This window comes from Paenibacillus sp. FSL H7-0716 (assembly GCF_038002705.1).
Classification (GTDB): domain Bacteria; phylum Bacillota; class Bacilli; order Paenibacillales; family Paenibacillaceae; genus Paenibacillus_AQ; species Paenibacillus_AQ odorifer.
In genome coordinates this window covers 131,748-158,415 of sequence record NZ_JBBODA010000006.1, presented here as the reverse complement: position 1 = coordinate 158,415, position 26,668 = coordinate 131,748, and the positions used below count along the sequence as shown (strand labels likewise).

Here is a 26,668-nt window from a genome sequence, read left to right as displayed (position 1 = left end):
GGCAGCACCCATTTCTGTAGCGCAACAGAGCGCAAGTTGGATTAAGGCAATAAACGCAAGATTGTTATATGATAGCAATATTTTGTTATATAAGACCTCTTATCATTGATACTACAATAGAATTATAAAATATTGAAAGCATATTTTTAATACTTTGGAGGTAATGATGAAGAAACCTGTCGCAACTGAAAAATTCGAGCTTGGCGTCTGTTATTATCCGGAGCACTGGCCAGAAAACATGTGGGAGGACGATTATCGCCGGATGCGTGAACTCGGCTTTACGATCATTCGGATGGGGGAGTTTGCTTGGTCTATTTTTGAACCGGCAGAAGGGGAGTTTCAGTTCGGGCTCTTTGATCGGGCGATTGATCTAGCACATAAATATGGTCTTCAGGTTGTACTTGGTACTCCGACGGCGACGCCTCCAGCTTGGTTGACTGATAAATATCCCGAAGTTTTAAATGTAACCTACGAAGGTGTTACACTTCAGCATGGCATGCGCCGTCATTATAATTACAGCAGTCCTAAATACCGGGAACTGTGTGCACGTATTGCAGAACAAATGGCTGAACATTACGGCAATCATCCGGGTGTAGTTGGCTGGCAAATTGATAATGAACTCAACTGTGAGATCAGTGAATTTTATTCGGAGAGTGACCATAAGGCTTTCCGGGAATGGCTACAGCAGAAATATGTTACGCTTGAGCATTTGAACGAGGCATGGGGAGCTGTTTTTTGGAATCAAAGCTATAGTGACTGGTCTCAGGTCTATCTTCCACGTCCGACTCCAGTACCGAAGCAACCCAATCCTCATCAGGCATTGGATGAAAAACGGTTTATTTCGGACAATACAATTTCTTTTGCCAAAAACCAAGCGGATATCATCCGTAAACTTTCCCCTAAGCAGTGGGTAACCACGAACGGTCTGTTCGGGCATCTCGATAGCCATGAAATGACGGATGAACTGCTGGATTTCTTCAGCTATGATTCCTATCCTCAGTTCTCTACTATTTTTTATGACCCGAATGAGCAGAATCCGCTGAATGATAGAGGCTGGGGACTGTCGTTATCTGTTGTTCGTTCGATATCCCCGAATTTCTGCATTATGGAGCAGCAGTCGGGCCCGGGTGGCTGGGTGAACCGGATGGATATGCCTTCTCCAAAGCCTGGGCAGATGCGGTTATGGACTTATCAGTCGATCGCTCATGGAGCAGATATGGTGTTATATTTCCGCTGGCGGACAGCTACGATGGGCAATGAAATTTATTGGCATGGAATCAATGACTATCATAATCAACCTAACCGGAGAGTGCGGGAAGCGGGGCAGATCGGTCAGGAGCTGGCAGCAGCAGGTCAAGCGTTTGTCGGTACTCGTAATCAGGCTAACATTGCTATTGTTCGTGATTATGACAATGAGTGGGATGGAGAATACGATGTTTGGCATGGCCCGTTTATGTGGAAGAGCAATAAGGAGTGGTACAAGGCGCTTCAACGGAAGCATATCCCGAATGACGTACTCTATTTACGCAAAAAAACAACGCTGGAGGAGCTTGCAAGGTACGACGTGCTTATCTATCCTCACCCAGCGATTATGACAGATGAGACAGCAGCACTGCTGGATGAATATGTTCAACAAGGCGGCAAACTGATCTTCGGCTGTAGAACTGGCTATAAGGATGAGCGCGGTCAATGTTATATGCGTCCTTTCCCAGGTGCTGCTAAGGATCTATGCGGGATCACAGTTGAAGAATTCACAATGGTTAAGGGCAGTCGTCAGCCAACAACAATTAGCTGGTCGGGCGCGACCGAAGTCGTTACAGGAGCAGATGACTTTAATGATATTCTCAAAATAGAGGAAGCTTCGGTTGAAGTGATGGCGGTTTACGCCTCTGATTATTATGCAGGAAAACCGGCGGTAACTAGAAATCGTCGCGGCAAGGGTGAGGTTTGGTATTACGGAGCCGTATTTAATGAACAGGCAGCGGCTGAGATCATAAATTTAATGGATCTACAATCGCCAGCAGATTGGCTGGAGCTCCCAGAAGAGGTAGAGCTGCAAGTTCGTACCGGAGCTTCTTCCAGTTATGCTTTTTTGCTTAATTATAGTGAGGCTCCTGTCACGATCCATCTTCATGAGACCAAAACAGATTTACTGAGCGGCACAACATTCTCGGGCGAGGTGCTTCTGGAAGGATTTGGGGTACTGGTGCTATACTAACGTACACGTTGATCTCACATTTGAGTAGATTTGGATAATTCTCTCTTTTCGGTTATACTTGAAAGTAGCAATTATATAGTTACGGGAGCTTGGTGGGACCAGGCTGAGAGGATAGTTATAACTATCGACCGTCAAACCTGATCTGGATAATGCCAGCGGAGGAAATGGAGCTCTATTTCTATTTGTCTACTCTAAGGCCGCATCTTATACAGATGTGGCCTTTTCTATGTGTGGGGGAGTAGACCGTCTCCGCTTGATCAAATCACCTTATAGGAGGAATTGAGATGACAAGCGAATTGAACAACGATCCAATCAATTTATCAGCTTTTCCAGCAAGTCAAAAAGTGTATGTAAAGGGTTCACGGCCTGATATTCAGGTGCCTATGCGGAAGATCTTACTTAGTCCAACTGCGGGCATAGACGGCGAAGAGGAGAATGCCCCAATTCATGTCTATGACACAAGCGGGGCTTACACGGATGCTAATATTCATACTGATATTCGTCAGGGGTTAGAGCCCAATCGTCAAAGCTGGATTGAGGAACGAGGGGATGCGGAAGCGTACGAAGGAAGAACCGTGAAGCCTGAAGATAACGGGAATGCAACGGGAAAAGCTGTGGCGGAAGTGTTTCCAGCGCTCCATAGAAAAACTTTGCGAGCGAAAAAGGGGCGTAATGTCTCTCAAATGCATTATGCACGCAAAGGAATTATTACTTCCGAAATGGAATACGTTGCGATTCGTGAGAATGTGGCACCGGAATTTGTAAGAGATGAAGTGGCCCGCGGCCGCGCCATCATTCCAGCGAATATCAATCATCCAGAGAGTGAACCGATGATTATTGGACGAAATTTTTTAGTGAAGATCAATGCCAATATAGGAAATTCCGCAGTATCCTCCTCCATAGAGGAAGAGGTAGAGAAGATGAGATGGGCCACCCGCTGGGGTGCAGATAATATAATGGATCTTTCCACAGGTAAAAACATCCACACTACACGCGAGTGGATCATCCGCAATTCTCCTGTTCCTATTGGAACGGTGCCTATCTATCAAGCGTTGGAAAAAGTGAATGGAAAAGCGGAAGATTTAACGTGGGAAGTGTACCGTGATACGCTCATTGAGCAAGCGGAGCAAGGGGTTGATTATTTTACCATTCATGCGGGGGTTCTGCTTCGTTATATCCCGTTGACTGCACAACGTATGACAGGTATTGTTTCAAGAGGTGGCTCCATCATGGCGGCATGGTGTCTTGCGCATCATCAAGAGAACTTTTTATATACACATTTTGAAGAGATATGTGAAATCATGAAGCTATACGATGTTTCTTTTTCCCTAGGCGATGGATTACGTCCGGGTTCGATTGCTGATGCGAATGATGAAGCACAATTTGCCGAGTTAGAGACGTTAGGTGAATTAACAGCTATAGCTTGGAGTCATGATGTACAGGTGATGGTAGAGGGTCCAGGACATGTACCGATGCACTTGATTAAAGAGAATATGGATAAGCAACTTGAAACTTGCAACGAAGCCCCTTTTTATACATTAGGTCCACTGACTACAGATATCGCGCCTGGTTATGATCATATTACTTCTGCTATAGGTGCAGCGATGATTGGTTGGTTCGGTACAGCAATGTTATGTTACGTAACTCCGAAGGAGCATCTTGGCCTGCCTAATAAGGAAGATGTACGTGTAGGGGTCATTACTTATAAAATAGCGGCTCATGCCGCAGATTTGGCGAAAGGGCATAAAGGAGCACAAGACCGGGATAATGCTCTTTCAAAAGCCCGTTTTGAATTTCGTTGGCGTGATCAATTTCATTTATCGATAGATCCTGAGCGAGCGCTAGAATATCATGATGAGACATTGCCTGCGGAAGGCGCTAAAACAGCTCATTTCTGTTCCATGTGCGGGCCGAAATTTTGCAGTATGAAGATCTCTCATAATATCCGTAATTCGACGAGAATTGAATCAGGAATGCAAGAGAAGACAGAAGAGTTTCTCCAAGGCGGGAGCCTCATTTATAGATAACTTTTTCTGCTAAAAAGAAATATCTAAAAGAAGTCGTCATTGGCGGCTTCTTCTTTTATACTTTGAATAGATAGGAGTTGATGAAATGGAAGCGATTCGTTCAGAGGAAGCCATTTTAGAGGATTTAAGTAATAGTTTCTATCATTTTTTTGGATTGAAAGTCCTTCATGCTACCCCAATAAAACGTGGCTGGTTAAATCTTAAATGGAAAATCACAACGGATTCAGGGCAATTTCTACTTAAACAATACAACAAAAAAAGATATAAATTGTATAACCCAGAAGAGCTGAACTTTGCTTTTTCTCAACAGAAAAGATTGTATCTACAGGGGCTCCCCTGTCCCGGATTGTTGGCTTATAACCATAAAGTTTTACTGGAATCAGATCAGGGAGAAACGTTTATGGCTATGGAATATTGTGAAGGGCGTGTCATAGAGCCGGGTAAAATTAATATCCATCAAATGTTTGATTTGGGTCGTGCCACAGGTAAAATGCATCGTTTATTAAATGATGGGACCCTTAGTTTGAAAAGAAACCCACAATTTATTCCCCAAAGCCCTGAGGAACGTTTAGAACATTGGAATGTACTCCTACAACAATCAAAGGAAATGGGCAAAACCTCACTTATCACTGACCTAGAGATACAACTAAGAGCGACTGAAGAAATAGATCCGGAAATATTCGAAGGACTTGAAGCTGGATGGGCACATCGTGATTTATGGGTTGATAATCTTTTATTTCAAGATAGCCAATTGTCTGCAATTCTAGATTTTGATCGGTTCAAATATGATTATCCGCAGCTTGATGTTGCACGAGCAGTGATGTCATGTGCTCTAGATGAAGATTTAGATGGAGCACTAGCCTCAGCATTTATTGACGGATATCGTGAGGAACGAACGGTGGAGCAGGGGGATTTAACAAAATCATTGCAGTTATTGTGGTATATGGAAAGCCCATGGTGGATTAATGCCGAGATGGACAAACATAGTGTACCTCCAAAACGTTTTGCAAAAGAAATGAATTGGCTTGCTAAGAATCTGAACAACTTACCTGCTATCATAGGGAACTTATAGTGAAAACGATTGAATTATAGCCTAAAAGATGCATTGACCAGCAAAAGGTTTGGCGCCTATAATCTTAACAAGGAAAATCCATCAGATATTGAACTGTTTGTAAACGCATACAATGAGTTTTTTCCTTATTTTTTATTGAAGGAGGAGATCAAACCTATCAAGTATTTCTTTTTTTCTCATTTTTGCAAACGTTTGCACAACACGATAAGCATAAAAATCGTAGCTGCACTAAAAATTATGAGGAGGTTATTTACTTGGTATCCAAACAATCCAGGCGTTATATTTCGTGGTTAATTATTTTTTCGCTCATTTTTAGTTTATTTGGTTTATCGGGTGGCGCATCGGCCAGTAATACGGATCATACAGTCACCTATAGCAATCCTACAGCGACAGCTGTGACCTTACATTGGACTACGAATAACTGGGCTAATACTATGGACACGGTGATGACCAAAAATGGAATCACGTTCACCGCCAACCTCAATGTTCAGGAAGGCGCCACCCTAATTTACTGTTATCACATCACGGCTCCAACGGATAGTTGGGACAATAACGGCGGGAAGAACTGGACGGTTGTTATTCCGGTTGCCGGGAAATACGAAGCAGAGAGTGCATCCCTGTCTGGTGGTGCAAAAGTAAATACGAATCACACCGGATATTCGGGCACTGGTTTTGTTGATGGATATACAACTACAGGAGCAGCCACCACTTTTAACGTCCAGTCTTCCGCAGCAGGGTCCTATAATGCCACGCTTCACTATGCTAATGCATCCGGCAGTGCCAAAAAGGTGTCCATTTATGTCAATGGAATAAAGGTTACACAGACAACTTTATCGAACCTGGCCAACTGGGATACATGGGCAGACCAAACAGAAACGCTCTCCTTACAGGCAGGAAATAACACGCTTGCTTATAAATATGACTCGGATGATAGCGGGAATATTAATATCGATTATGTGACCCTTTCGGCCGGAGCTACACCAACACCTACGTTAACTCCTACACCAACGCCAACAGTTACCCCAACACCTACCATAACACCCACACCAACGCCAACACCTACGGTAACTCCTACACCAACGCCAACAGTAAATCCTACACCAACAGTAACGCCAACACCTACCGTAACACCCACACCAACGCCAACAGTGACGCCAACACCTACACCAACTTCAGCGGGGCTAACCGTTCACTTTAAGAAACCAGCAAGCTGGAATGCAGCGATTCGCATCCATTATTGGAATCTGAATCCGGCAACCGTTCCGACTAGTGGAGCGTGGCCGGGAATACTGATGAAATCGGACGGAAACGATTGGTATAGCTATACTGTTCCAAATGCTACAGGTGCAAGCCTGATCTTTAATGACGGCAATGGCAAACAGACGGCTGACTTATCTCGCAGCGTAAAAGAGGGCTGGTATAACTCAGATAACGTATGGTATGACGCCAATCCAGACGTTCCCAAGGTTCCGGTGATATCCGTCTCTCCTGCGCCCAAAACCTATGATTCTGCCCAAACGGTGACACTATCCAGTACAAATAGCGGCGATAAAATTTATTATACGACCAATGGCTCGACACCTACGACAACCTCAACGTTGTATACGACTCCAATCCAAGTCCCTTCATCTTTGACTATCAAAGCATTCGGCGTTAACTCTATAGGGCAAGCAGGTAATGTAGGCTCTTTTGCTTATGTGATTGATCTGAATGCCGATCTGCAAGCTCCGATTATCACAGCGAATCTGCCTGTTGGGAATTCAAGTTCAGCAGTTTCCGTATCTTTTAATATAAAAGACAACAAGGCGGCAACGACCACAGCATATTACACAGATAATGGTACGGAACCAACAACGAGTTCAAAAGTCTATATTTCAGGCAATGCACTGACTACTCTTGCGGGACCGTCTATCTTGATTAACAAGACGACAACCTTAAAATTCCTTGTGATCGATGGTGCCGGAAATGAAACTAAACAGAGCTTTGTTTATAACATTGGTAATAAGGGCGATTTTCGTGAAGATACGATTTATTTTGTAATTACTTCCCGGTTCTATGATGGCGATCAGAGTAACAACGAGCATGCATGGGAGGATGCCAAGGCAGGAAATCCGGACTCAGATCCAGCTTGGAGAGGGGATTTTAAAGGACTGATTCAAAAGCTCGATTACATTAAAGCCCTAGGCTTTAGTGCCATCTGGATTACACCTGTGGTGCAGAATGCCAGCGGTTATGATTATCATGGGTACCATGCAATAAATTTTGCGAAAGTAGATCCAAGATATGAATCCGCTGGGGCATCTTATCAGGATTTGATCAATGCAGCGCACGCGAGAGGGATAAAGGTTATTCAAGATATTGTCGTCAATCATACCGGTAATTTTGGAGAAGAAAATCTGTTCCCGATGTTTAAAAAAGATCCGACGGCGGCGGACACCGTGAGTAACATGCTCAAAATTACGGATAAACTGCCAGCTAACTATGATTCCATGACCCCTGATCAGCAATATCAGGCAAGACTCGCCTTAATGAAGACTGCGGAGACTAACAATAACATTTACCATACGGAAAAAAGTCTTTCTTGGGAGTCTTACACCGTCCAGACAGGACAGATTGCGGGAGACTGTGTAGACTTAAACACAGAAAATCCTCTAGTGAATCAGTATCTGATCGACAGCTATAATCAATATATTGATATGGGTGTGGATGCTTTTCGGGTCGATACTGTAAAGCATGTAAGCCGGTATATTTTCAACAAATATTTTGTGCCGGCATGGAAAACAAGAGGAGGCTCAGACTTCTTTGTCTTTGGGGAAGTGGCTACTCGGTACAGAGATGTCTGGAACAGTGGAATTCCGGCGATATCAACACCATTTTATACTTGGAAAAGCTCAAAATCCTATCCAGGTGATGGTCAAAATGATTACGCTTCCAACAAGCTATCGGTGGAGCAAGAGTGGGCAGATAACTCTACTACAGCAGGACAGCCTACCTCGAACAATGCATTTTTAACAGGAAATACTTATCATACGCCTGACTATTCGATGAAATCGGGTATGGATGTCATTGATTTTCCAATGCACTGGGCCTTCAAGACTGCTCAGGAAGCATTTAGTATGAGAAGCGGTGATCAATTCTATAATGATGCTACTTGGAATGTAACTTATATTGACTCTCATGACTATGCACCTGACCAGGCACCAGAAAATCAAAGATTTGCCGGCACACAGGACACTTGGGCTGAGAATCTCGCTCTGATGTTCACCTTCCGAGGAATACCTGCGATCTATTATGGTTCTGAAATTGAGTTCAAAAAAGGATCAGTCATAGATGTAGGTCCAAATGCGCCGTTAAGTACAACAGGCCGTGCTTACTTTGGCGATCATATTGAGGGTAGTGTTACTGTTCAAGATTACGGTAAATATACCAATGCTACTGGCACACTTGCAGACTCGTTAAATTATCCTCTGGCGAAACATATCAGACAACTTAATTTAATCAGAAGAGCTGTTCCTGCTTTGCAAAAAGGCCAATATTCTACAGAAAATGTATCAGGTGATTTGGCATTTAAAAGAAGATACACTGATAGTACCAAAGGAATCGATAGCTTTGCTTTGGTTACGATCTCAGGAAATGCAACATTCACTGGAATTCCTAACGGAACTTATGTGGATGCAGTGACTGGTGATACCAAAACCGTTACCAACGGTGTGATCACAATCAACTGCTCCGGTAAAGGAAATGCACGGGTGTATGTATTGAACGGTAGTGGTGGAATCGGAGAGTCAGGAACCTATCTGAAGTAGAACCTTGTATATTAGTTATCAAAAATAGCCTCAGTTCGGGATGAACCCGTACTGAGGTTACTTTATAGTACAGAATAGTTCAGCGAATAGTAGAAGACATCGAATTGTAGAAATTGAACTACATAAAACATGTAAACTAAACCATAATAGTCAATAAGCACGAATGAGCATCCGTCAGATGATAAAGTGTTGTATTTAAATCCGAAAGAAAGGAATTTGTATGAACATTTAGCGACTGACAACGATTATCATATTAGAATTATTATAAATAACTTGACAGGCCTTAATTTGGTTAATTATAATAATTATAAATAGTATCCACTCTATTCATAAATTAAACCCAAAGGAGATTAAACAATATGTCATTAATCGGAACAGAAGTACTACCATTCAAAGCAAGCGCATTTCAAGATGGGAAATTTATCGATGTTACAGAAGAAAACTTCAAAGGTAAATGGAGTGTAGTTTGCTTTTACCCAGCTGACTTCACATTCGTATGCCCAACTGAACTAGAAGATTTGCAGAACCAATATGAAACCCTCAAACAACTAGGTGTTGAAGTATATTCCGTTTCTACTGACACACACTTTACACATAAAGCATGGCATGAAAGCTCCGCAGCAATTGGCAAGGTGAAATACATTATGATCGGCGATCCTTCCCATGTGGTTTCCCGCAACTTTGATGTATTGATCGAAGCTGACGGTCTTGCTGATCGTGGTACATTCATCATTGACCCAGACGGTGTTATTCAAACTGTTGAGATTAATGCTGGTGGTATCGGCCGTGATGCTAGCTCTCTTGTTAACAAAATTAAAGCAGCGCAATATGTACGCAATCATCCAGGTGAAGTTTGCCCAGCGAAATGGTCGGAAGGTGCAGAAACTCTTAAACCAAGTCTCGATCTTGTAGGTAAGATTTAAGGAGCGAAAGCTAAATGAAACTAGATCAAGAAATAAAAGCTCAACTAGCGCAATACCTAGAACTCTTGGAAGGCGATGTAGTACTGAAACTCAGTGCAGGCGCTGACGAGGCATCACAAGAGATGACTGAACTAGTAGATGAAATTGCCAAAATGTCAGCTAGGATTACGGTGGAAAGAACCGAACTATCTAGAACCCCGAGCTTTAGTGTAAATCGTGTGGGTGAAGATACGGGTGTAACCTTTGCCGGAACTCCGCTTGGACACGAATTTACTTCATTAGTATTGGCACTGTTGCAGGTTAGCGGAAGAGCTCCTAAGGTTGAGCAAAGTGTAATTGATCAGATCAAAGGCATTAATGGTGAATATAAGTTTGAAACTTATGTTAGCCTGAGCTGTCATAATTGCCCTGATGTTGTACAAGCACTGAATCTTATGAGTATCTTTAATCCGGGTATTACCCATACGATGATTGACGGTGGAGTATTCAAAGAAGAGGTAGAAAGCAAAGAAATTATGTCTGTTCCAAGCGTCTACCTTAATGGTGAATTTTTCGAAAGTGGTCGTATGACGGTTGAAGAAATTTTAGCTAAAATGGGCAGCAGTGTGGACGCATCAGAGTTTGACAATAAAGCTCCATATGATGTGCTTGTTGTCGGCAGCGGCCCAGCTGGTGCAAGTGCAGCCATTTATGCGGCACGTAAAGGGATTCGTACAGGTATTGTTGCTGAACGCTTTGGCGGACAGGTTAACGACACGCTTGGTATCGAGAACTTTATTAGTGTGAAGTACACTGAAGGTCCTCAACTCGTAGCTAAACTTGAAGAGCAAGTAAAAGAGTATGGCATTGATGTAATGAAATTGCAGCGTGTCAGACGTCTAGACAAAAATGACTTGATTGAAGTTGAACTCGAGAACGGCGCTGTTCTAAAGAGTAAGACGGTCATTCTGTCTACAGGTGCTCGCTGGCGGAATATGGGCGTGCCTGGTGAAGCTGAATTCAAGAACAAAGGTGTAGCCTACTGCCCACACTGTGATGGTCCTTTGTTTGCAGGCAAAGATGTTGCAGTTGTTGGCGGCGGTAACTCAGGTATTGAGGCAGCTATTGACCTTGCAGGTATAGTGAAGCATGTAACGGTTCTGGAATTTGCTCCAGAGCTCAAAGCTGATGCTGTACTGCAAGATCGTCTTTATAGCCTTCCTAACGTTACTGTTCTTAAAAATGTGCAAACTAAAGAAATTACCGGAACTGATAAGGTAAATGGTATTTCTTATGTTGATCGTGCGACAGAAGAGACTCACCATGTTGAATTGCAGGGTGTATTTGTACAGATCGGTCTGGTTCCAAATACAGAATGGCTAGGTGACACAGTTGAACGTACTCGTGTAGGTGAGATTGTTGTAGATAGCCATGGTGCTACTAGCTTACCAGGAGTATTTGCTGCTGGTGACTGCACTAATAGTGCTTATAAACAAATCATTATCTCGATGGGATCCGGTGCAACTGCAGCGCTAGGAGCATTTGATTATCTGATCCGTAACTAATCGATATTGTTAGTAACAGCAAGAGAACGAAAGCCCTCACTTTTCACAAAGTGGGGGCTTTTTTTATCTTTTGTGAGAGAAAAATGGGGATTTGTAAACTTTTTTGGAGGATTTTATGAAGATTTTCGCGAATACATATCTAAAATATGAATTAAGCAAAATTAAATATTTAGATTAAATGCATGTATGTAAGGCATGATCTGGTTAGACTTGGTGCGCTATAAATAACGTTTTGCTGGAATGGAGACTATATTTCTGTGATTAACAACATTGAATCTTTAGACAAATTTATCTCACTTATACCTATTATAAAATTATCTATCCCCGCTGATTTATCAATAGCGATATGTGATTTGGAACGGTTCGTTGCTTATTTTCCTGGCGACACCATAAATTTAAATATTAACGAAGGACAACCTTTACACAAAGAAGAACCGCTTTACTTAGCGATACAAGAGAATCGTACCTTGAAGTCCGATGTTCCAGCCCACTTTTATGGATTTGAGTTTACAGGGACAGCAACACCTCTTCACGATCAAACGGGACAAGTCATTGGCGGGATTGCAGTTCAGATTCGAAGACAAAGTGAATTAAAAGCCATTGTAGAACAAATCTCGGAATCATTATCCCAAGCCAATGAGCAAATTAATAATATTTCCTATGGCGTAAGTTCACTTTCGGATCACTCTCAGGAACTACTCATTCAATCTCAGCAGGCTGGAAAAGATGTAGAGAATACAACAGAAGTCCTATCCATTATAAACAGGGTTGCTGATCAAACGAATTTACTCGGGCTGAATGCTGCAATAGAAGCAGCGCATGCAGGTGAGAAAGGTAGAAGTTTTGAAGTTGTAGCCAAGGAAATCCGGAAATTTTCAAGGGAAACCGTCGCCTCGACGCAAAATATAAATAAAACCATGTTACAGATCAAGGGAATTACGAATCAAATGGCTAATTCGATAGAGAAGATAGCAGCTATCGGCCAAGAACAAGCGGCATCTGTTCAGCATACTTCTACATTTATTGAAGAAATAAAAATAATGTCTCAAAAACTTAACGAGTTTGCTAATAAATTATAAATAGAGATTCAGTAGCAGTATTTTTGTCGCAATAAAAGAAAATTTTAAACGTATATTTAAAATCATGAATGGTATAGTAAGATAGTAATGAGTAATCAACATAGGAGGAATAAATTATGTCAACGCCGCACAATGCAGCACAAAATGGTGAAATCGCCAAAACAGTATTAATGCCAGGAGATCCTTTGAGAGCGAAGTATATTGCAGAAACCTATTTGGAGAACCCAACCCAATTTAATACGGTACGTAATATGTTTGGATATACAGGAACTTATAAAGGCAAAGAGGTTTCGGTAATGGGTTCGGGAATGGGAATGCCAAGTATCGGTATTTATTCTTATGAACTATACAAAAACTATGGTGTGGAAAACATCATTCGTATCGGTAGTGCTGGAGCATACACTGATAAATTGAATTTATTTGACGTGGTGTTGGCGGATAGCGCGTGGAGTGAATCTACATATGCCTATGTGCAAAGCGGTGTAGAAGGAGATATCCAGCTGCCAAGTAAAGAATTGAACGAAGTCATTGAAGCAGCAGCTACACGTATTAACAAGCCAGTTCTGACGGCGAGAATTCATTCCAGTGATGTATTCTATCATGAAGACAATGTGCCTGGAATTAATGAATTTTACAATGAACATGGCTGTGTTTGTGTAGAAATGGAGAGTTATGCGTTGTTCCATAATGCGAAAGTGTTAGGTAAACAAGCTGCATGTATTCTTACCATTTCCGATTCGTTAGTTACTCATGCTGTAACCACGGCAGAAGAAAGACAAAATTCTTTCAACGGCATGATGGAAGTAGCTTTAGAAGCAGCGATTTCTATTTAATAAAAAAGATTAAGCAGCTTAAAAAGTTCTACGAGCAAAAGCTTGAAAGCCTATTAAATTCAGGATTAAGTCCTGATATTTAATAGGTTTTTTTCTCATTTGTAAGGTTGTGGAAATGGATCGGTGAAGCGTGTAAATTATTGTTGTTTTTAATCAAAATTTAATGTTAAATTCGTAATAATTCTCTCGGATTATACCGATATAAAAATCAAACCAAATGGCTACAAATCTTAGAAAAGACATCTAATCTCCATATGGTGGAAGTATTTATATTTTGGTGTAATGCCAAAGGGGGAAAATTGTGATTAAGCGGAGTGGCAATCTTTTATTAGCAATAAGTTTAGTATTCTCTATCGTCAGTTCTCTGTTTATGCCTGCAGTAATTTATGCAGCACCCAGCAATAGCAATATCATAGATCAAAGCTCCACATCAGCTGGAAATTTGAGCAGTGTTGCATTTGGTAACAATGTTTTTGTAGCGGTGGGCCAAGGAGGGATATCTACATCATCAAATGGCGTAGATTGGTCTATTTCAAAAAAGGCGGGGAACCCCAAACTAACTTCTATTGTGTTCGCTAATGGGCTGTTCTTAGCTATTGATGGTAGCGAAAAGGCAGTATACAATTCACTCGATGGTGAAAATTGGACAAAAAAAACGTTAGCTATCACACCGGAAAGGTTGAAAGCGGTCAATGGAAAGTTTTTTGTATGGCAGTCAGTATATAAACCTGGCACCAATCCACCTTCTTATGATGTAACTCTACTACAATCCTCGGATGGCATTAACTGGACAGACACAGGAATCACTTCTACCAATGCAATATTCGGAATGCAAAGCTTAACGGATATTGCTTATGGCAACAACAAATATGTGGTCTCTGCTAACAATGCTGTCTATTATACCTCAACAAATCTGATCAATTGGACAACGGTCACCTTAACCGATCTTGTGATCAACCACTATAATTCTAGTTGGCCTTATGTTACGAATGTAATCTATTTAAATAATCGTTTCTTTAGTTATATCGTGACTCCTTATGCTAAAAAAGTATTCACCTCTACAGACGGTGCTAATTGGACCGTTGATGCCTCATGGGATAACAAGCAATTTTATGGGGGAGGTTCTTTAAACGGGAGCTATTTGTTGTTTGGGCAGGGTGTAATTTATAAATCTTCTGCGGCTCCGCTGGACAGCACCCAGTGGACATCTTCGGATACCCATACAACAATGATGGTGAACAATATGGTTTACGGAAATGGCAAATATGTTGCTTCAGGGGGCAACGGCTTACTGGTTTCTTCTGACCTATCGGCGTGGAGTAATGTCAGCGGTAATCTGAAAAGTACTGCTAAGGATGGTAATGGCAATTATGTTGCCGTCTCATCCGGGGAATATGGCTCTATTTACAAATCTAATAGCTCCGCAGTATGGAACGATGTCACACCCTCCAAGCTGCCGGGAATGAATGCGGTCACTTATGGAGCAGGGAAGTTTATTGCGGTTACAGATAAAGAAAACTACAATCTTAACGCCAAAGTGGTGACCTCGACCAACGGTGACACTTGGACTACGACAGATACCGGAGTGCAGGACAATCTGACAGGTATTGCTTTTGGCACAAATCAGTATGTTGCTGTTTCTGATTATGGCGGAATTTATTCTTCAGTTAACGGAACCTCATGGACAGAGAGATTTAAAAATGGGGATTTTGCATTTAATACAGTAGCTTACTTGAATAATCAATTTGTAGCTCTTGGGATGAAATACAATAGTACTACTTATGAGCAAGAGAGCGTTGTTATCGCAAAATCATCAGATGGAATACAGTGGAATGTGCCCTTAGAGATTGGGTTCCCCAATACTTCTTTAAAGGGAATTGCCTATGATGGCAGAGCTTATATTCTGGTTGGAGAAGATACACTTAGCCAGCAGGCAGTAATTCTAATCACAGAAGATTTGGTAACTTTTACGAAGGTTACAATATCAGCTAGCGCACTAAATAATATCAGCTTTGGTAATGGAAGTTTTCTGGCTGTTGGATTGAAGGGGGAGTTATTCTCTTCGGCAGACGGATCCACGTGGACTCAGGAAATATCAGAGCTTACTTCTAATCTTAATGGCATTATTTACGATGGTACTAACTTTAAGGTCGTGGGGGATTATTTCACTAAAATGACCCTGAACCTAGGACCTACTCTTGCATATAGCATCACCGCCTCAGCGGCGACGTTGACACCTGTTGTAGGTGTAGATAATGGGATTACGCTGACCGTGAAAAATTCGCTGGGCGATACGGATACAACGTTCACCGGATCAAAAGAAGTGACGGTAACGGGTTATGGTGTTGCGCCGGACGGAACGTACGGAAGCTTAGGAAGCACCGCTTTAGCGGCTTCACCGAGCAAGATCAACGTTAATTTCGTTGATGGTGTAGCTCAGGTGAACCTGAAGCTGAATAAAGCGGGAGCACAGGCTGTTGTGTTCAGCCAAGCAGGCGTAACCTCGCCAGCGGCAACAGCGCTGAACATTGCACCTGTCGCAGGTAGCACAGCGACAATGAAGCTGACTACGGGCGTAAGTGCTCCGCAGGCTAACGGCGGCAGCTTCGCGCAGCAGCCAGTGATAACGCTGCTGGACCAGTTTGGGAATGTGAATATTGGCGACAACAGTACGGTTGTTACTGTGTCGAAGAAGGATGCAGGAAGCTGGACGTTAACGGGAAATACGACGTTGACGGCAGTAGCGGGCGTCATTTCCTTTACGGATCTGGGAGCTACGAATGCAGCTGGAATCACAGGAGCCCAACTGGCATTTGATGCGACAGGTCTTGCAGAGATCACTAGCGCTACCGTGAATCTTCCACAGCCACAGGGAGCGCAAAGCATTACCGCCTCAGCGGCGACGTTGACACCAGTTGTAGGTGTAGATAATGGCATTACGCTGACCGTGAAGAATTCGCTGGGCGACACGGACACTCTGTTTACCGGAACAAAAGAAGTGACGGTAGCGGGTTATGATGTTGCGCCGGACGGAACGCACGGAAGCTTAGGAAGTACCGCTTTGGCCGCTTCACCGAGCAAGATCAACGTTGATTTCGTTGAGGGTGTAGCGCAGGTGGATCTGAAGCTGAACAAAGCTGGCGCGCAAGCGGTTGTGTTTAGCCAAGCAGGCGTAGCCACGCCAGCGGCAACAGCGCTGAATATTGCACCCGTCGCAGGTAGCACAGCGACAATGAAGCTGACCACGGGCGTAAGTGCCCCGCAGGCCAATGGCGGCAGCTTCGCGCAGCAGCCAGTGATAACGCTGCTGGATCAGTTTGGAAATGTAAACATTGGCGACAACAGTACGATTGTTACTGTTTCGAAGAAGGACGCAGGGAGCTGGACATTGACGGGAAATACGACATTGACGGCAGTAGCGGGCGTCATTTCCTTTACGGATCTGGGAGCCACGAATGCAGCTGGAATCACCGGAGCCCAACTGGCATTTGATGCGACAGGTCTTGCAGAGATCACTAGCGCTACCGTGAATCTTCCACAGCCACAGGGAGCACAAAGCATCACCGCTTCAGCGGCGACGTTGACACCTGTTGTAGGTGTGGATGATGGGATTACGTTGACCGTGAAGAACTCACTGGGCAATACAGATACAACGTTCACCGGAACAAAAGAAGTGACGGTAGCGGGTTATGATGTTGCGCCGGACGGAACGTACGGAAGCTTAGGAAGTACCGCTTTGGCCGCTTCACCGAGCAAGATCAACGTTGATTTCGTTGCGGGTGTAGCGCAGGTGGATCTGAAGCTGAACAAAGCTGGCGCGCAAGCGGTTGTGTTTAGCCAAGCAGGCGTAGCCACGCCAGCGGCAACAGCGCTGAATATTGCACCCGTCGCAGGTAGCACAGCGACAATGAAGCTGACCACGGGCGTAAGTGCCCCGCAGGCCAATGGCGGCAGCTTCGCGCAGCAGCCAGTGATAACGCTGCTGGATCAGTTTGGAAATGTAAACATTGGCGACAACAGTACGATTGTTACTGTTTCGAAGAAGGACGCAGGGAGCTGGACATTGACGGGAAATACGACATTGACGGCAGTAGCGGGCGTCATTTCCTTTACGGATCTGGGAGCCACGAATGCAGCTGGAATCACCGGAGCCCAACTGGCATTTGATGCGACAGGTCTTGCAGAGATCACTAGCGCTACCGTGAATCTTCCACAGCCACAGGGAGCACAAAGCATCACCGCTTCAGCGGCGACGTTGACACCTGTTGTAGGTGTGGATGATGGGATTACGTTGACCGTGAAGAACTCACTGGGCAATACAGATACAACGTTCACCGGAACAAAAGAAGTGACGGTATCAGGTTATGGCGTTGCGCCGGACGGAACGTACGGAAGCGTGGACGGCATTGCTTTGGCAGCTTCACCGAGCAAGATCAACGTTGATTTCGTTGCGGGTGTAGCACAGGTGAACCTGAAGCTGAACAAAGCGGGAGCACAAGCTGTTGTGTTCAGCCAAGCAGGCGTAACCTCGCCAGCGACAACAGCGCTGAACATTGCACCTGTCGCAGGTAGCACAGCGACAATGAAGTTGACTACAGGCGTAAGTGCGCCGCAGGCCAACGGCGGCAGCTTCGCGCAGCAACCAGTGATAACGCTGTTGGATCAGTTTGGGAATGTAAACATTGGCGACAACAGTACGGTTGTTACTGTGTCGAAGAAGGACACTGGAAGCTGGACGTTGACGGGGAATACGACGTTGACAGCAGTAGCGGGCCTCATTTCCTTTACGGATCTGGGAGCTACGAATGCAGCTGGAATCACCGGAGCCCAACTGGCATTTGATGCGACAGGTCTTACAGAGATCACTAGTGCAGTTATTGACCTTACCTGGCCTGAACTTGCTGCGCCAAGCATTGAGTCTGTAACAGCAGGGAACGGACATATTCGAATTACTTGGAGTCCCGTATATGGTACCGATAGTTACGCTGTATATCAGTCTACAGCTTCAGGTGTTTATGGAGCTGAGATAGCTACTATAAGTGGCTCTGAGAACAGTTATGATGCTGTAGGATTAATTAATGGAACTGCTTATTATTTTATTGTTAAGGCTGTTAATCCTGATGGTATCAGTGCGGCTTCCAATGAAGTAACCAGAACGCCTCAAGTTCCAGCACCGGGTGCGCCAATACTTCATTCACCTGTGGCAAGTAATGGCCTCATCGGCTTAACATGGGATCCGGTGAAGGGTGCGATTGGATACACTATATATCAAGGTATTACTTCCGGAATCTATGAGACCCAAGTGGCTACAGTAAGCGAATCCGTCTACAACTATGATGTGACAGGGTTAACTAATGGCCAATCTTATTATTTCGTAGTTAAGGCATCTAATCCGGGCGGGGAGAGTGCAGCTTCTAACGAAGTCAGCACGAAACCAAGAACATCACCATCTGCACCTACGGACTTAATAGCAGTAGCGGGAGATGGCGAGGCGACTGTGACATTTGCAGTTCCTGATTCGAACGGGGGAACTCCAATTACGAATTATGAGGTTACTGCTTCTCCGGGTAATATCGTAACAGTTGGGGCAACAAGTCCAATAAAGGTAACAGGTCTAGCGAATGGAACCACTTATTCGTTTACAGTTAAAGCGATTAATAGCGCTGGTAGTAGTGTAGTTTCTGAAGTTTCGAACTCCGTGACACCGAAGTCATCAACGGAGGTTGAGGTTACACCTACACCGCCAACACCAACGCCAACAGAATCACCGACATCAACACCGACTGCACCACCTTCAACAACTGCACCAACTGCAACAGCAGGATCCACTGCTACAGCTACAGCTACACCATCTAGCAGCATGGTTGAGGTATTGGTGAACGGTAAGGTTGAAAATGCCGGAACAGCAACGATATCTGAGCAAAACGGGCAGACGGTTACCACGATTGTTGTAGATCAGGCAAAAATAGAGCAACGTATCGAAAAGGAAGACCAGAATGCAATTATAACTATTCCTGTGACTGCGACTTCAGATGTGATTATTGGTGAGCTTAATGGCCAAATCATAAAAGATATGGAGCAGAAGCAGGCGCTGCTAATTATTCGTACTCCAAAAGGTACTTATACAATATCAGCAGCACAGATTGATATCAGTGCAATTTCAAAACAGTTTGGCACAGACATTGCTCTACAAGATGTGAAGGTGCAGATTTCAATTTCTGTTCCGACTGCGGATGTACTGAAAAGAATAGAAATGTTGGCAGCCAATGAAAAGCTAACGCTGGTAGCTCAGCCATTAGATTTCACGGTGAAAGTTACTTACGCTGGAAATACTGTTGAGCTGAGTAAGTTTAAGACTTATGTGGAAAGAACTATTCCTCTTGTAGATGGTGTAGACCTTAAGAAGATCACAACTGGGCTAGTGCTTGAAACGGGGGGGACGATCCGTCATGTACCCACACAGATTGTTGCCATTGATGGCAAACACTTTGCGAAAATACACAGTTTAACGAACAGTACGTATTTTGTAGTTCAAGACTCACAGAACTTCAAGGATGTCGTCAACCACTGGGCTAAGGACATTGTCAATGAGATGGCTTCCCGTAAGGTTATTAATGGAGTCGGCGACGATTTGTTTAACCCTAATCAGGAGATTACACGTGCAGAATTTGCGGCGATTATCGTACGTGGATTGGGATTGAAGTTGGAAAGCGGGACAACATCCTTTACGGATGTAAAGGTCTCAGATTGGTATAATGATGCGGTGCAGACAGCTTACTCCTATAAGCTAATCAACGGTTTTGAAGATGGAGCGTTCCATCCAACAGACAAGATTACTAGGGAACAGGCGATGAGTATTATTGCTAAAGCTATGGTGATTACCGATTTGAAGACTAAACTTTCTTCCAAAGAAGCAAGCGAGCTGCTGAGTATTTACACGGATGCGATTGAAGCATCGGGCTGGGCGAAGAGTGGCATCGCAGACAGCCTGCAAGCAGGAATCATCACGGGCAGAAGTGGAAATGTACTTGCCCCACAAGCCTTCATTACGAGAGCAGAAGTTGCGGCTATCATCCAAAGATTGCTGCAACAATCAGATTTGATTTAATACACGGTTCTGGTTTGAGAGGATCCTTCATGCAGGAAGAGCTGCGGAGGGTCCTCTTTATTTTATTAGGTCAGAGACAATCATTTGTTGCTTTTTTATTGACAAGAAGAAAAATCCAGTTAATAATAACATATGAACACATGCTCATATGTTATTATTAACTGGATTTTTTGAATGTAACTGCGCAGGGCTACGAATACTATCTAGCTGAAGGTAATAGGAGGTTAAGCATGATGAACAAGAAGAACAAACGCAATCATCAGGTCGAGAATGTACACGGGCAACAGGCCAATCACGATCACACTAACCACGACCACGCTCATGAAGGACACAGTCACGCTCATGAAGGACACAGTCACTCCCATGGCTCTCACGGGCATCAACATTTTGATCCTAGTGGAAATAAAAAAGGGCTTTTGATTGCGTTGATCATTACGGTTGGAATTATGTTTTTGGAGTTTTTTGGTGGGTTGATTACTAACAGCTTAGCCCTGTTATCGGACAGTGGGCATATGCTAAACGATGCAAGCTCTCTAGCATTAAGCCTAGTAGCGGTCTGGTTCGCAACTAAACCTGCTTCCCCGAACAAAACGTACGGATTTCATCGATTTGAAATTTTGGCAGCACTCTTAAACGGAGTTACTCTATTTGTAGTTGCTGGATTTATCATTGTAGAAGCTTATGGGCGATTTTTTGAGCCGCCGGCGGTTGCCAGTGGTTCTATGATGCTGATCGCAAGTATTGGTCTTTTAGCCAATGTGGCTAGTGCATGGTCGCTTATGAGAAAAGGGGATGTGAAAAATAACATTAATCTCCGTAGTGCTTATCTCCATGTGCTTGGTGATGCTTTAGGTTCAGTAGGGGCGATTATTGCCGGTTTAATTATGATGATTTTTGGCTGGTATGTTGCAGATCCTATCATAAGCGTATTGGTTGCTCTATTGATTCTTAGAGGGGCGTGGGGAATTATCAAACATACCGTTCACGTCCTTATGGAAGGCACACCGATTACAATCAATCCAGCTCAAGTAAAGGAAATCCTCGAAAGCATTGAAGGGGTTAAAAATGTTCATGACCTGCATATCTGGACCATAACTTCGGGATTAGATTCACTCAGCTGTCATATCTTAATTGAAGAGGAAGCAGATGACCAACGCATTTTGCAGCAAGCGATTCGGTTAATTGCCGATCATTTCAAAATTCAACATACAACCATTCAGGTTGAAACTTCCGCTATAGTTCATGAAGAATTGAAAATCTGATCAATGATTTATTTTTTGAATAGAATAGGGGGGCTATAGTATAATAAAAATACGAGGAAAGGAGTGATCGGTGCATGGATAATCTGACTCACGAGCATGAATCATGCAGTACGGATGAGCGGAAAAGTCATCACTCAGATAAAACTAAAAAGAATTTGATTAGCCGGCTCAATAGAATTGAAGGTCAAGTTAGAGGGCTAAAAGGGTTAATTGAAAAAGACACCTATTGTGATGATGTGCTGCATCAAATCTCCTCGGTCCAATCTGCATTGAACGGCGTGGGCAAGCTTTTGCTGGAGCATCATATGAAAAGTTGTGTGGTGGAACGTATCCAGGAAGGTGAGAACGAGGTACTGGATGAACTATTAGTTACCATCAATAAATTAATTAGATAATTGATCAATCGGAAGGATTCCCCGGAATCCTTTTTTATTTGCTCAAATTGGGTATATATAGAGTAGGGGACTATCCTAATTAATGAATTGAGAGGAGAATGTGTTATGGCACATCAAAACTACAAAGAGTGTATCGAAGAGTGTTTAAAATGTATGATAGCTTGTAATCACTGTTACTCAGCTTGTTTGGATGAGGATCATGTGGGGATGATGAAGGAGTGCATTCGCCTGGATCGTGAATGTGCAGATATATGCGAGTTTGCAGCTCATGCCATGTCGATGAATAGTAAATATGCAACAGAGATTTGTTTAGCTTGTGCAGAAGCTTGTGAAGCCTGCGGCAACGAATGCCAAAAGCATGATCATGAACATTGCCAGCAATGTGCAGAAGCTTGTTTTGCTTGTGCAAAAGTTTGCCGTGAAATGGCGGCGTAAATTTAAGCTTGAAACTGAAAGGGCTGCTGCGGCAGCCCTTTATTCATGAATAGGAAGCCAAATCTAAGGGCAACTAGTGAGGTTTTGTAAAATTATTAAGCAATATAGGTAAATATAGTGTTAAAATTTATTGAAATAATACCTTTATAATCAAGAGATATAGATGCCATAGGGGATGGCTGAGAAAAATAAACAGTTATGAGAGGGATGTTAACGACGGTATGATCAATCTTAGTCCAGAACGACTCCAGCAAGTTAGCTACATAGGGATTACTGAGGCTGATTTAGAATTATTAAAAAGCAAGGAGAAAGAATTCAACTTAATCGTTAGCTCATTGGTTGAGGAGCTGTATAAACAGATGACGATGGAGCCAGAACTGCTCCACATCATTGAGCAGCACAGTACACTGGATCGATTGAAAGAAACACAGCAGTGGTATTTTTTATCTATGGCCGCTGGTGTGATCGATGAAGCATTTATTGAAAGACGTTTGCTTATCGGGAAAATCCATTCTCGTATTGGATTAACAACAAATTGGTATTTGGGGACGTACATATTATATCTGGATTTGGCTACTGCTTATTTTGAACGGATATTACCAAACGAGTGGAAGCCTGTTATTCATGCCTTAACCAAGATGTTTAATCTCGATTCACAGCTCGTTCTTGAAGCCTATGAAGTGGATGAAAAAGCAAAAATAGAAAACTTGCTGGAGAAGCAAAATCACCTGCTTACAGGAGTGAGTTCAGCCGTTCAGGAGCTGGTATCTTTGATGGTTCAATTAAAGGATAGCAGTGAATCGATAGAAAGTTTAGCTAGTAAAAATGCTGATTATCAAGAAAAAACGCATCAAACGGTATTATATTTGGACAAAGAGGTGGAGTCTATTCATCAAGTGGGTACGATGATTAGAGAAGTGGCAGATCATACGCATCTTTTAGGCTTAAATGCGGCTATCGAAGCCGCCAGAGCTGGGGAGTTTGGAAGAGGTTTTGAAGTTGTGGCTAATGAAGTTCGTAAGCTAGCCCGCCGCTCAAAGGATTCATTGGTAACCATTGACCAGAAGCTAGACAATATCAATGCCACACTCTCCAAGGTGAAAAAAGAATCGGAACATAACTCGATGTATTCCAAGGATCAGGTCAAAAGCTCTCAAGAGCTGGCTTCATTCGTGAACTTAATTGAAAAAGTGACCGCTGAGTTAGAGAGCTTGAAATGAAACTGCCACGGATTGAAACACTCCTTCAGAAAATTCTGAGGAGTGTTTTTTTGTTTGAAATATAAAAAGTAATTAGCGGTATAGCTTAGACATCAGTTTTGGAGACACCGTTTAAGCTGGGCACATAATCAGCAGCCTTATCGATGTTCACCATCTGAGCGGCTTCATTGAAATTGTTGTTATTCTCCGCATTGTTTTTCTTACTTGGTTGATGTTTACCTGGAGCTTCTTTGGGATTGGCGTTATTTTTGGGCATGACATTCACCTCCATATTCTTCACCTAGTATGAGAAGGTAGTTTGAATTTTATGCCAGCAGTTGACAAGTGTATCATTAAAAGATATAGTTCATTTAATGATATATCTTTTAATGATATATATGGGGAGGTGATTAAGTGTCAAGAACAGACTCATTGGAAATGGGAGAGCTCACAGACACTGCTTTTTATATTCTCTTGTCTTTAGTCGAAGCCAAACATGGATATTTGATTATGAAATCGATCGAAACGATGACGAACAATCAATTTTCAATTGGGCCTGCTTCCATGTATACAACCATTAAGAAGCTGGTAGCGGCTGAATTTATTGAGCTGTATAAAGAAGAAGAGGATGACAAACGAAAAACGTATATTGCAACAGAAAAAGGGATTGGATTGCTAAGAAAAGAAGTAGAGCGCCGAAAAGAAATGATTAAACATGCAGAACAAATTCTCAAATAAAAGGTGGGGAATAGGCATGAAGAATACAAAATATGTGACCAGCGGGGGCTTAGCTTTTACTGAAAAAGGAGATATGCAGAAATTGAGTAAGTATGCCAAAAAGGGCTGGCTCCTGGAAAGCTTTGCACCATTTGGTTATAAGTTAAGAAAGGGAGATCCCCAGACTTTTGAGTACAGTGTAGATTATCACACGAATGTTGATGAGGAGTATTATTTGATTTTTGAAGATGCCGGATGGACCTATGTCTGTTCTGCCGGAAATGGGTTTCATATCTTTCGGGCAGCTGCAGGTACGGCGCCTATCTACTCAGACACTGGGACCCTCATTGACAAATATGAACGTGAAAAGAAAACGATGAGCAAAGCAGCCTTGCCATTGCTTATAGCTTTGATTGTTTTTATCTTCCTAGCGATCTTGGGCGTTAATGGATGGTTACCTGAGATGGTGAGGAATATCAGCCTAGTGTTAGTAGTGGTCACACTTTGTATGTTGGTCTTTCCGGGTCTTCCATACATTGCGTATCGACTTAAATTAAATAAATTACGAGAATAGCGAATGAATTTTTATCTAAAGGATGTTTGCACAGCCATGAATGAAGTTGGTTGTGGGATCCTCCTTTTTTAGTTGAGGAGTGAGAACAAATCTAAGTCTCAGATATATAGTACTAATGATCTATTAATGGGATTCATTATATATTAATTCCATATTCTGTATTACAATGATGACGAATACGAATTAGCTTGCTGTTTTCTTTCAAATTTATTACCACAATTGAAGAGGAGGCAATGAATGATGAAGAAGAATGCAAAGCTTAGGTTGAGTTGGAGAAGCCTTATTGTCGTATGTTTGATAATTAGTATTCTTCCTGCCGGTTCCGCGTTTGCAGCAGTGAACAAACCTTTTCCGCAACACACCACCTATACGAGTGGATCTATCAAGCCGAACAATGTAACCCAGACCAGTATGGATAATTCAGTGAAGACCAAATGGGATGCGTGGAAAACGGCCTATCTCAAACCAGCTGGCACTGGCAAATATTACGTTAAGTATAATTCAGATGGAGAAACGGTATCTGAAGCACATGGTTACGGGATGTTGTTCACAGTTTTGATGGCTGGTTATGACAGCAATGCTCAGACTTATTTTGACGGCTTATATAATTATTACAAGGCTCATCCAAGTGCAATTAATCCTTATTTGATGTCCTGGAAGCAAAACAGCAGCTTTCAAAACATTGAAGGCGAGGATTCTGCTACAGATGGAGATATGGATATAGCTTTCTCATTGCTGCTTGCGGACAAGCAGTGGGGAAGTAGTGGTACGATCAATTATTTACAAGCTGCAAAAGATATCATTAATGCGATTATGGACAATGAGATTAACCAGACACAGTGGACGATCCGTCTAGGTGACTGGGCGAATAGCGGCTCGTATAATACGGCAACTAGACCTTCGGATTTCATGCTAAATCATCTAAAAGCATTCCAACAGGCTACAGGAGATACCCGCTGGACGAATGTTATCGATAAAACGTACACGATTATAAATAGCCTTTATACGGGTTATAGCTCTAGCACTGGACTCTTGCCTGATTTCGTTGTTTACTCTGGTGGTGTGTATAAACCTGCTGCGGCGAATTTCCTTGAGGATGCCAATGACGGGAATTACAATTACAATTCTTGTCGTACCCCATGGCGGATCGCAACAGATTATTTGATTACTGGAGACAGCAGGGCACTTACTCAGCTCAATAAGATGAATAGCTGGATTAAGACTAAAGTAAGCAGTACACCCGGTAGTATAAAAGATGGGTACAAGCTAAACGGAACCGTATTTGGAAGTTACAATAGCGGTGCTTTCTATGCTCCATTTGGAGTCAGTGCGATGACCTCATCAACTTACCAAAGCTGGTTGAATTCTCTCTGGAGCCACACAGCAAGCAGTGCTGCAGAAGATTACTATGAAGACAGCATCAAGCTGTTTTCGATGATCGTTATGTCTGGTAACTGGTGGACCTATTAAGAGAAC

General features: G+C 43.0%; 17 protein-coding genes and 1 riboswitch. Of the genes, 16 read left to right on the top strand and 1 reads right to left on the bottom strand.

The window, feature by feature from the left end:
• Window positions 1-166 precede the first annotated feature (166 nt).
• The 13 genes from MHH60_RS10380 to MHH60_RS10320 all read left to right on the top strand — a co-directional run bounded on the left by MHH60_RS10380 (window position 167) and on the right by MHH60_RS10320 (window position 23,922).
• On the top strand, window positions 167-2,218 hold the full coding sequence (locus MHH60_RS10380; RefSeq protein ID WP_076138378.1) for a beta-galactosidase: 2,052 nt from the start codon (window positions 167-169) through the stop codon (window positions 2,216-2,218).
• 71 nt (window positions 2,219-2,289) lie between these two features.
• A riboswitch (TPP riboswitch) is annotated at window positions 2,290-2,399 on the top strand.
• Between the two features lie 103 nt (window positions 2,400-2,502).
• The gene (thiC, locus tag MHH60_RS10375; RefSeq protein WP_076138379.1) at window positions 2,503-4,245 is read left to right on the top strand and encodes a phosphomethylpyrimidine synthase ThiC; all 1,743 of its coding nucleotides are present in this window, start codon (window positions 2,503-2,505) and stop codon (window positions 4,243-4,245) included.
• A gap of 85 nt (window positions 4,246-4,330) precedes the next feature.
• Window positions 4,331-5,317, top strand: a complete 987-nt coding sequence (locus tag MHH60_RS10370) for a phosphotransferase (RefSeq protein WP_076138380.1) — start codon at window positions 4,331-4,333, stop codon at window positions 5,315-5,317.
• Between the two features lie 254 nt (window positions 5,318-5,571).
• Entirely contained in the window at window positions 5,572-9,123 is a 3,552-nt protein-coding gene (locus MHH60_RS10365) for an alpha-amylase family glycosyl hydrolase (RefSeq protein ID WP_143766776.1), read from the top strand.
• Window positions 9,124-9,482: 359 nt separating this feature from the next.
• Window positions 9,483-10,046: an alkyl hydroperoxide reductase subunit C gene (ahpC, locus tag MHH60_RS10360; protein ID WP_076138381.1), complete on the top strand. Its 564-nt coding sequence runs from the start codon at window positions 9,483-9,485 to the stop codon at window positions 10,044-10,046.
• 14 nt (window positions 10,047-10,060) lie between these two features.
• Entirely contained in the window at window positions 10,061-11,590 is a 1,530-nt protein-coding gene (ahpF, locus tag MHH60_RS10355; protein ID WP_076138382.1) for an alkyl hydroperoxide reductase subunit F, read from the top strand.
• Window positions 11,591-11,847: 257 nt separating this feature from the next.
• The gene (locus MHH60_RS10350) at window positions 11,848-12,669 is read left to right on the top strand and encodes a methyl-accepting chemotaxis protein (RefSeq protein ID WP_076129804.1); all 822 of its coding nucleotides are present in this window, start codon (window positions 11,848-11,850) and stop codon (window positions 12,667-12,669) included.
• Window positions 12,670-12,785: 116 nt separating this feature from the next.
• Complete coding sequence (deoD, locus tag MHH60_RS10345; RefSeq protein WP_076138383.1) at window positions 12,786-13,502, top strand: purine-nucleoside phosphorylase; 717 nt, start codon at window positions 12,786-12,788, stop codon at window positions 13,500-13,502.
• Window positions 13,503-13,803: 301 nt separating this feature from the next.
• Entirely contained in the window at window positions 13,804-20,610 is a 6,807-nt protein-coding gene (locus tag MHH60_RS10340) for an S-layer homology domain-containing protein (RefSeq protein ID WP_341161130.1), read from the top strand.
• A 230-nt stretch (window positions 20,611-20,840) separates the two neighbouring features.
• Complete coding sequence (locus MHH60_RS10335) at window positions 20,841-21,872, top strand: cation diffusion facilitator family transporter (RefSeq protein ID WP_081389086.1); 1,032 nt, start codon at window positions 20,841-20,843, stop codon at window positions 21,870-21,872.
• Between the two features lie 74 nt (window positions 21,873-21,946).
• The gene (locus MHH60_RS10330; RefSeq protein WP_076128794.1) at window positions 21,947-22,267 is read left to right on the top strand and encodes a metal-sensitive transcriptional regulator; all 321 of its coding nucleotides are present in this window, start codon (window positions 21,947-21,949) and stop codon (window positions 22,265-22,267) included.
• A 105-nt stretch (window positions 22,268-22,372) separates the two neighbouring features.
• On the top strand, window positions 22,373-22,702 hold the full coding sequence (locus MHH60_RS10325; RefSeq protein WP_076137074.1) for a four-helix bundle copper-binding protein: 330 nt from the start codon (window positions 22,373-22,375) through the stop codon (window positions 22,700-22,702).
• A 221-nt stretch (window positions 22,703-22,923) separates the two neighbouring features.
• The gene (locus MHH60_RS10320) at window positions 22,924-23,922 is read left to right on the top strand and encodes a globin-coupled sensor protein (RefSeq protein ID WP_076137072.1); all 999 of its coding nucleotides are present in this window, start codon (window positions 22,924-22,926) and stop codon (window positions 23,920-23,922) included.
• Between the two features lie 85 nt (window positions 23,923-24,007).
• Here the strand turns inward: MHH60_RS10320 and MHH60_RS10315 are convergent, their stop codons facing one another.
• Window positions 24,008-24,178: a hypothetical protein gene (locus MHH60_RS10315; RefSeq protein ID WP_162636851.1), complete on the bottom strand. Its 171-nt coding sequence runs from the start codon at window positions 24,176-24,178 to the stop codon at window positions 24,008-24,010.
• Window positions 24,179-24,315: 137 nt separating this feature from the next.
• Between MHH60_RS10315 and MHH60_RS10310 the strand changes: the two genes are divergently transcribed.
• From MHH60_RS10310 to MHH60_RS10300, 3 genes are all read left to right on the top strand, one after another.
• The gene (locus MHH60_RS10310) at window positions 24,316-24,639 is read left to right on the top strand and encodes a PadR family transcriptional regulator (RefSeq protein ID WP_076137071.1); all 324 of its coding nucleotides are present in this window, start codon (window positions 24,316-24,318) and stop codon (window positions 24,637-24,639) included.
• A gap of 16 nt (window positions 24,640-24,655) precedes the next feature.
• Window positions 24,656-25,192, top strand: coding sequence for a DUF2812 domain-containing protein (locus MHH60_RS10305; protein WP_076137069.1), 537 nt, complete (start codon window positions 24,656-24,658; stop codon window positions 25,190-25,192).
• A gap of 237 nt (window positions 25,193-25,429) precedes the next feature.
• Window positions 25,430-26,662 carry a glycosyl hydrolase family 8 gene (locus MHH60_RS10300; protein ID WP_256715184.1) on the top strand — a complete coding sequence of 411 codons (1,233 nt, stop codon included), beginning with the start codon at window positions 25,430-25,432 and terminating at the stop codon, window positions 26,660-26,662.
• Window positions 26,663-26,668 lie beyond the last annotated feature (6 nt).

Bases quoted from the DNA above. Each gene is read 5' to 3' on its own strand.
- MHH60_RS10380 (WP_076138378.1), top strand. From the start codon at position 167: ATGAAGAAACCTGTCGCAACTGAAAAATTCGAGCTTGGCGTCTGTTAT.
- thiC (WP_076138379.1), top strand. From the start codon at position 2,503: ATGACAAGCGAATTGAACAACGATCCAATCAATTTATCAGCTTTTCCA.
- MHH60_RS10370 (WP_076138380.1), top strand. From the start codon at position 4,331: ATGGAAGCGATTCGTTCAGAGGAAGCCATTTTAGAGGATTTAAGTAAT.
- ahpC (WP_076138381.1), top strand. From the start codon at position 9,483: ATGTCATTAATCGGAACAGAAGTACTACCATTCAAAGCAAGCGCATTT.
- ahpF (WP_076138382.1), top strand. From the start codon at position 10,061: ATGAAACTAGATCAAGAAATAAAAGCTCAACTAGCGCAATACCTAGAA.
- deoD (WP_076138383.1), top strand. From the start codon at position 12,786: ATGTCAACGCCGCACAATGCAGCACAAAATGGTGAAATCGCCAAAACA.
- MHH60_RS10335 (WP_081389086.1), top strand. From the start codon at position 20,841: ATGATGAACAAGAAGAACAAACGCAATCATCAGGTCGAGAATGTACAC.
- MHH60_RS10330 (WP_076128794.1), top strand. From the start codon at position 21,947: ATGGATAATCTGACTCACGAGCATGAATCATGCAGTACGGATGAGCGG.
- MHH60_RS10325 (WP_076137074.1), top strand. From the start codon at position 22,373: ATGGCACATCAAAACTACAAAGAGTGTATCGAAGAGTGTTTAAAATGT.
- MHH60_RS10320 (WP_076137072.1), top strand. From the start codon at position 22,924: ATGATCAATCTTAGTCCAGAACGACTCCAGCAAGTTAGCTACATAGGG.
- MHH60_RS10315 (WP_162636851.1), bottom strand. From the start codon at position 24,178: ATGCCCAAAAATAACGCCAATCCCAAAGAAGCTCCAGGTAAACATCAA.
- MHH60_RS10305 (WP_076137069.1), top strand. From the start codon at position 24,656: ATGAAGAATACAAAATATGTGACCAGCGGGGGCTTAGCTTTTACTGAA.
- MHH60_RS10300 (WP_256715184.1), top strand. From the start codon at position 25,430: ATGATGAAGAAGAATGCAAAGCTTAGGTTGAGTTGGAGAAGCCTTATT.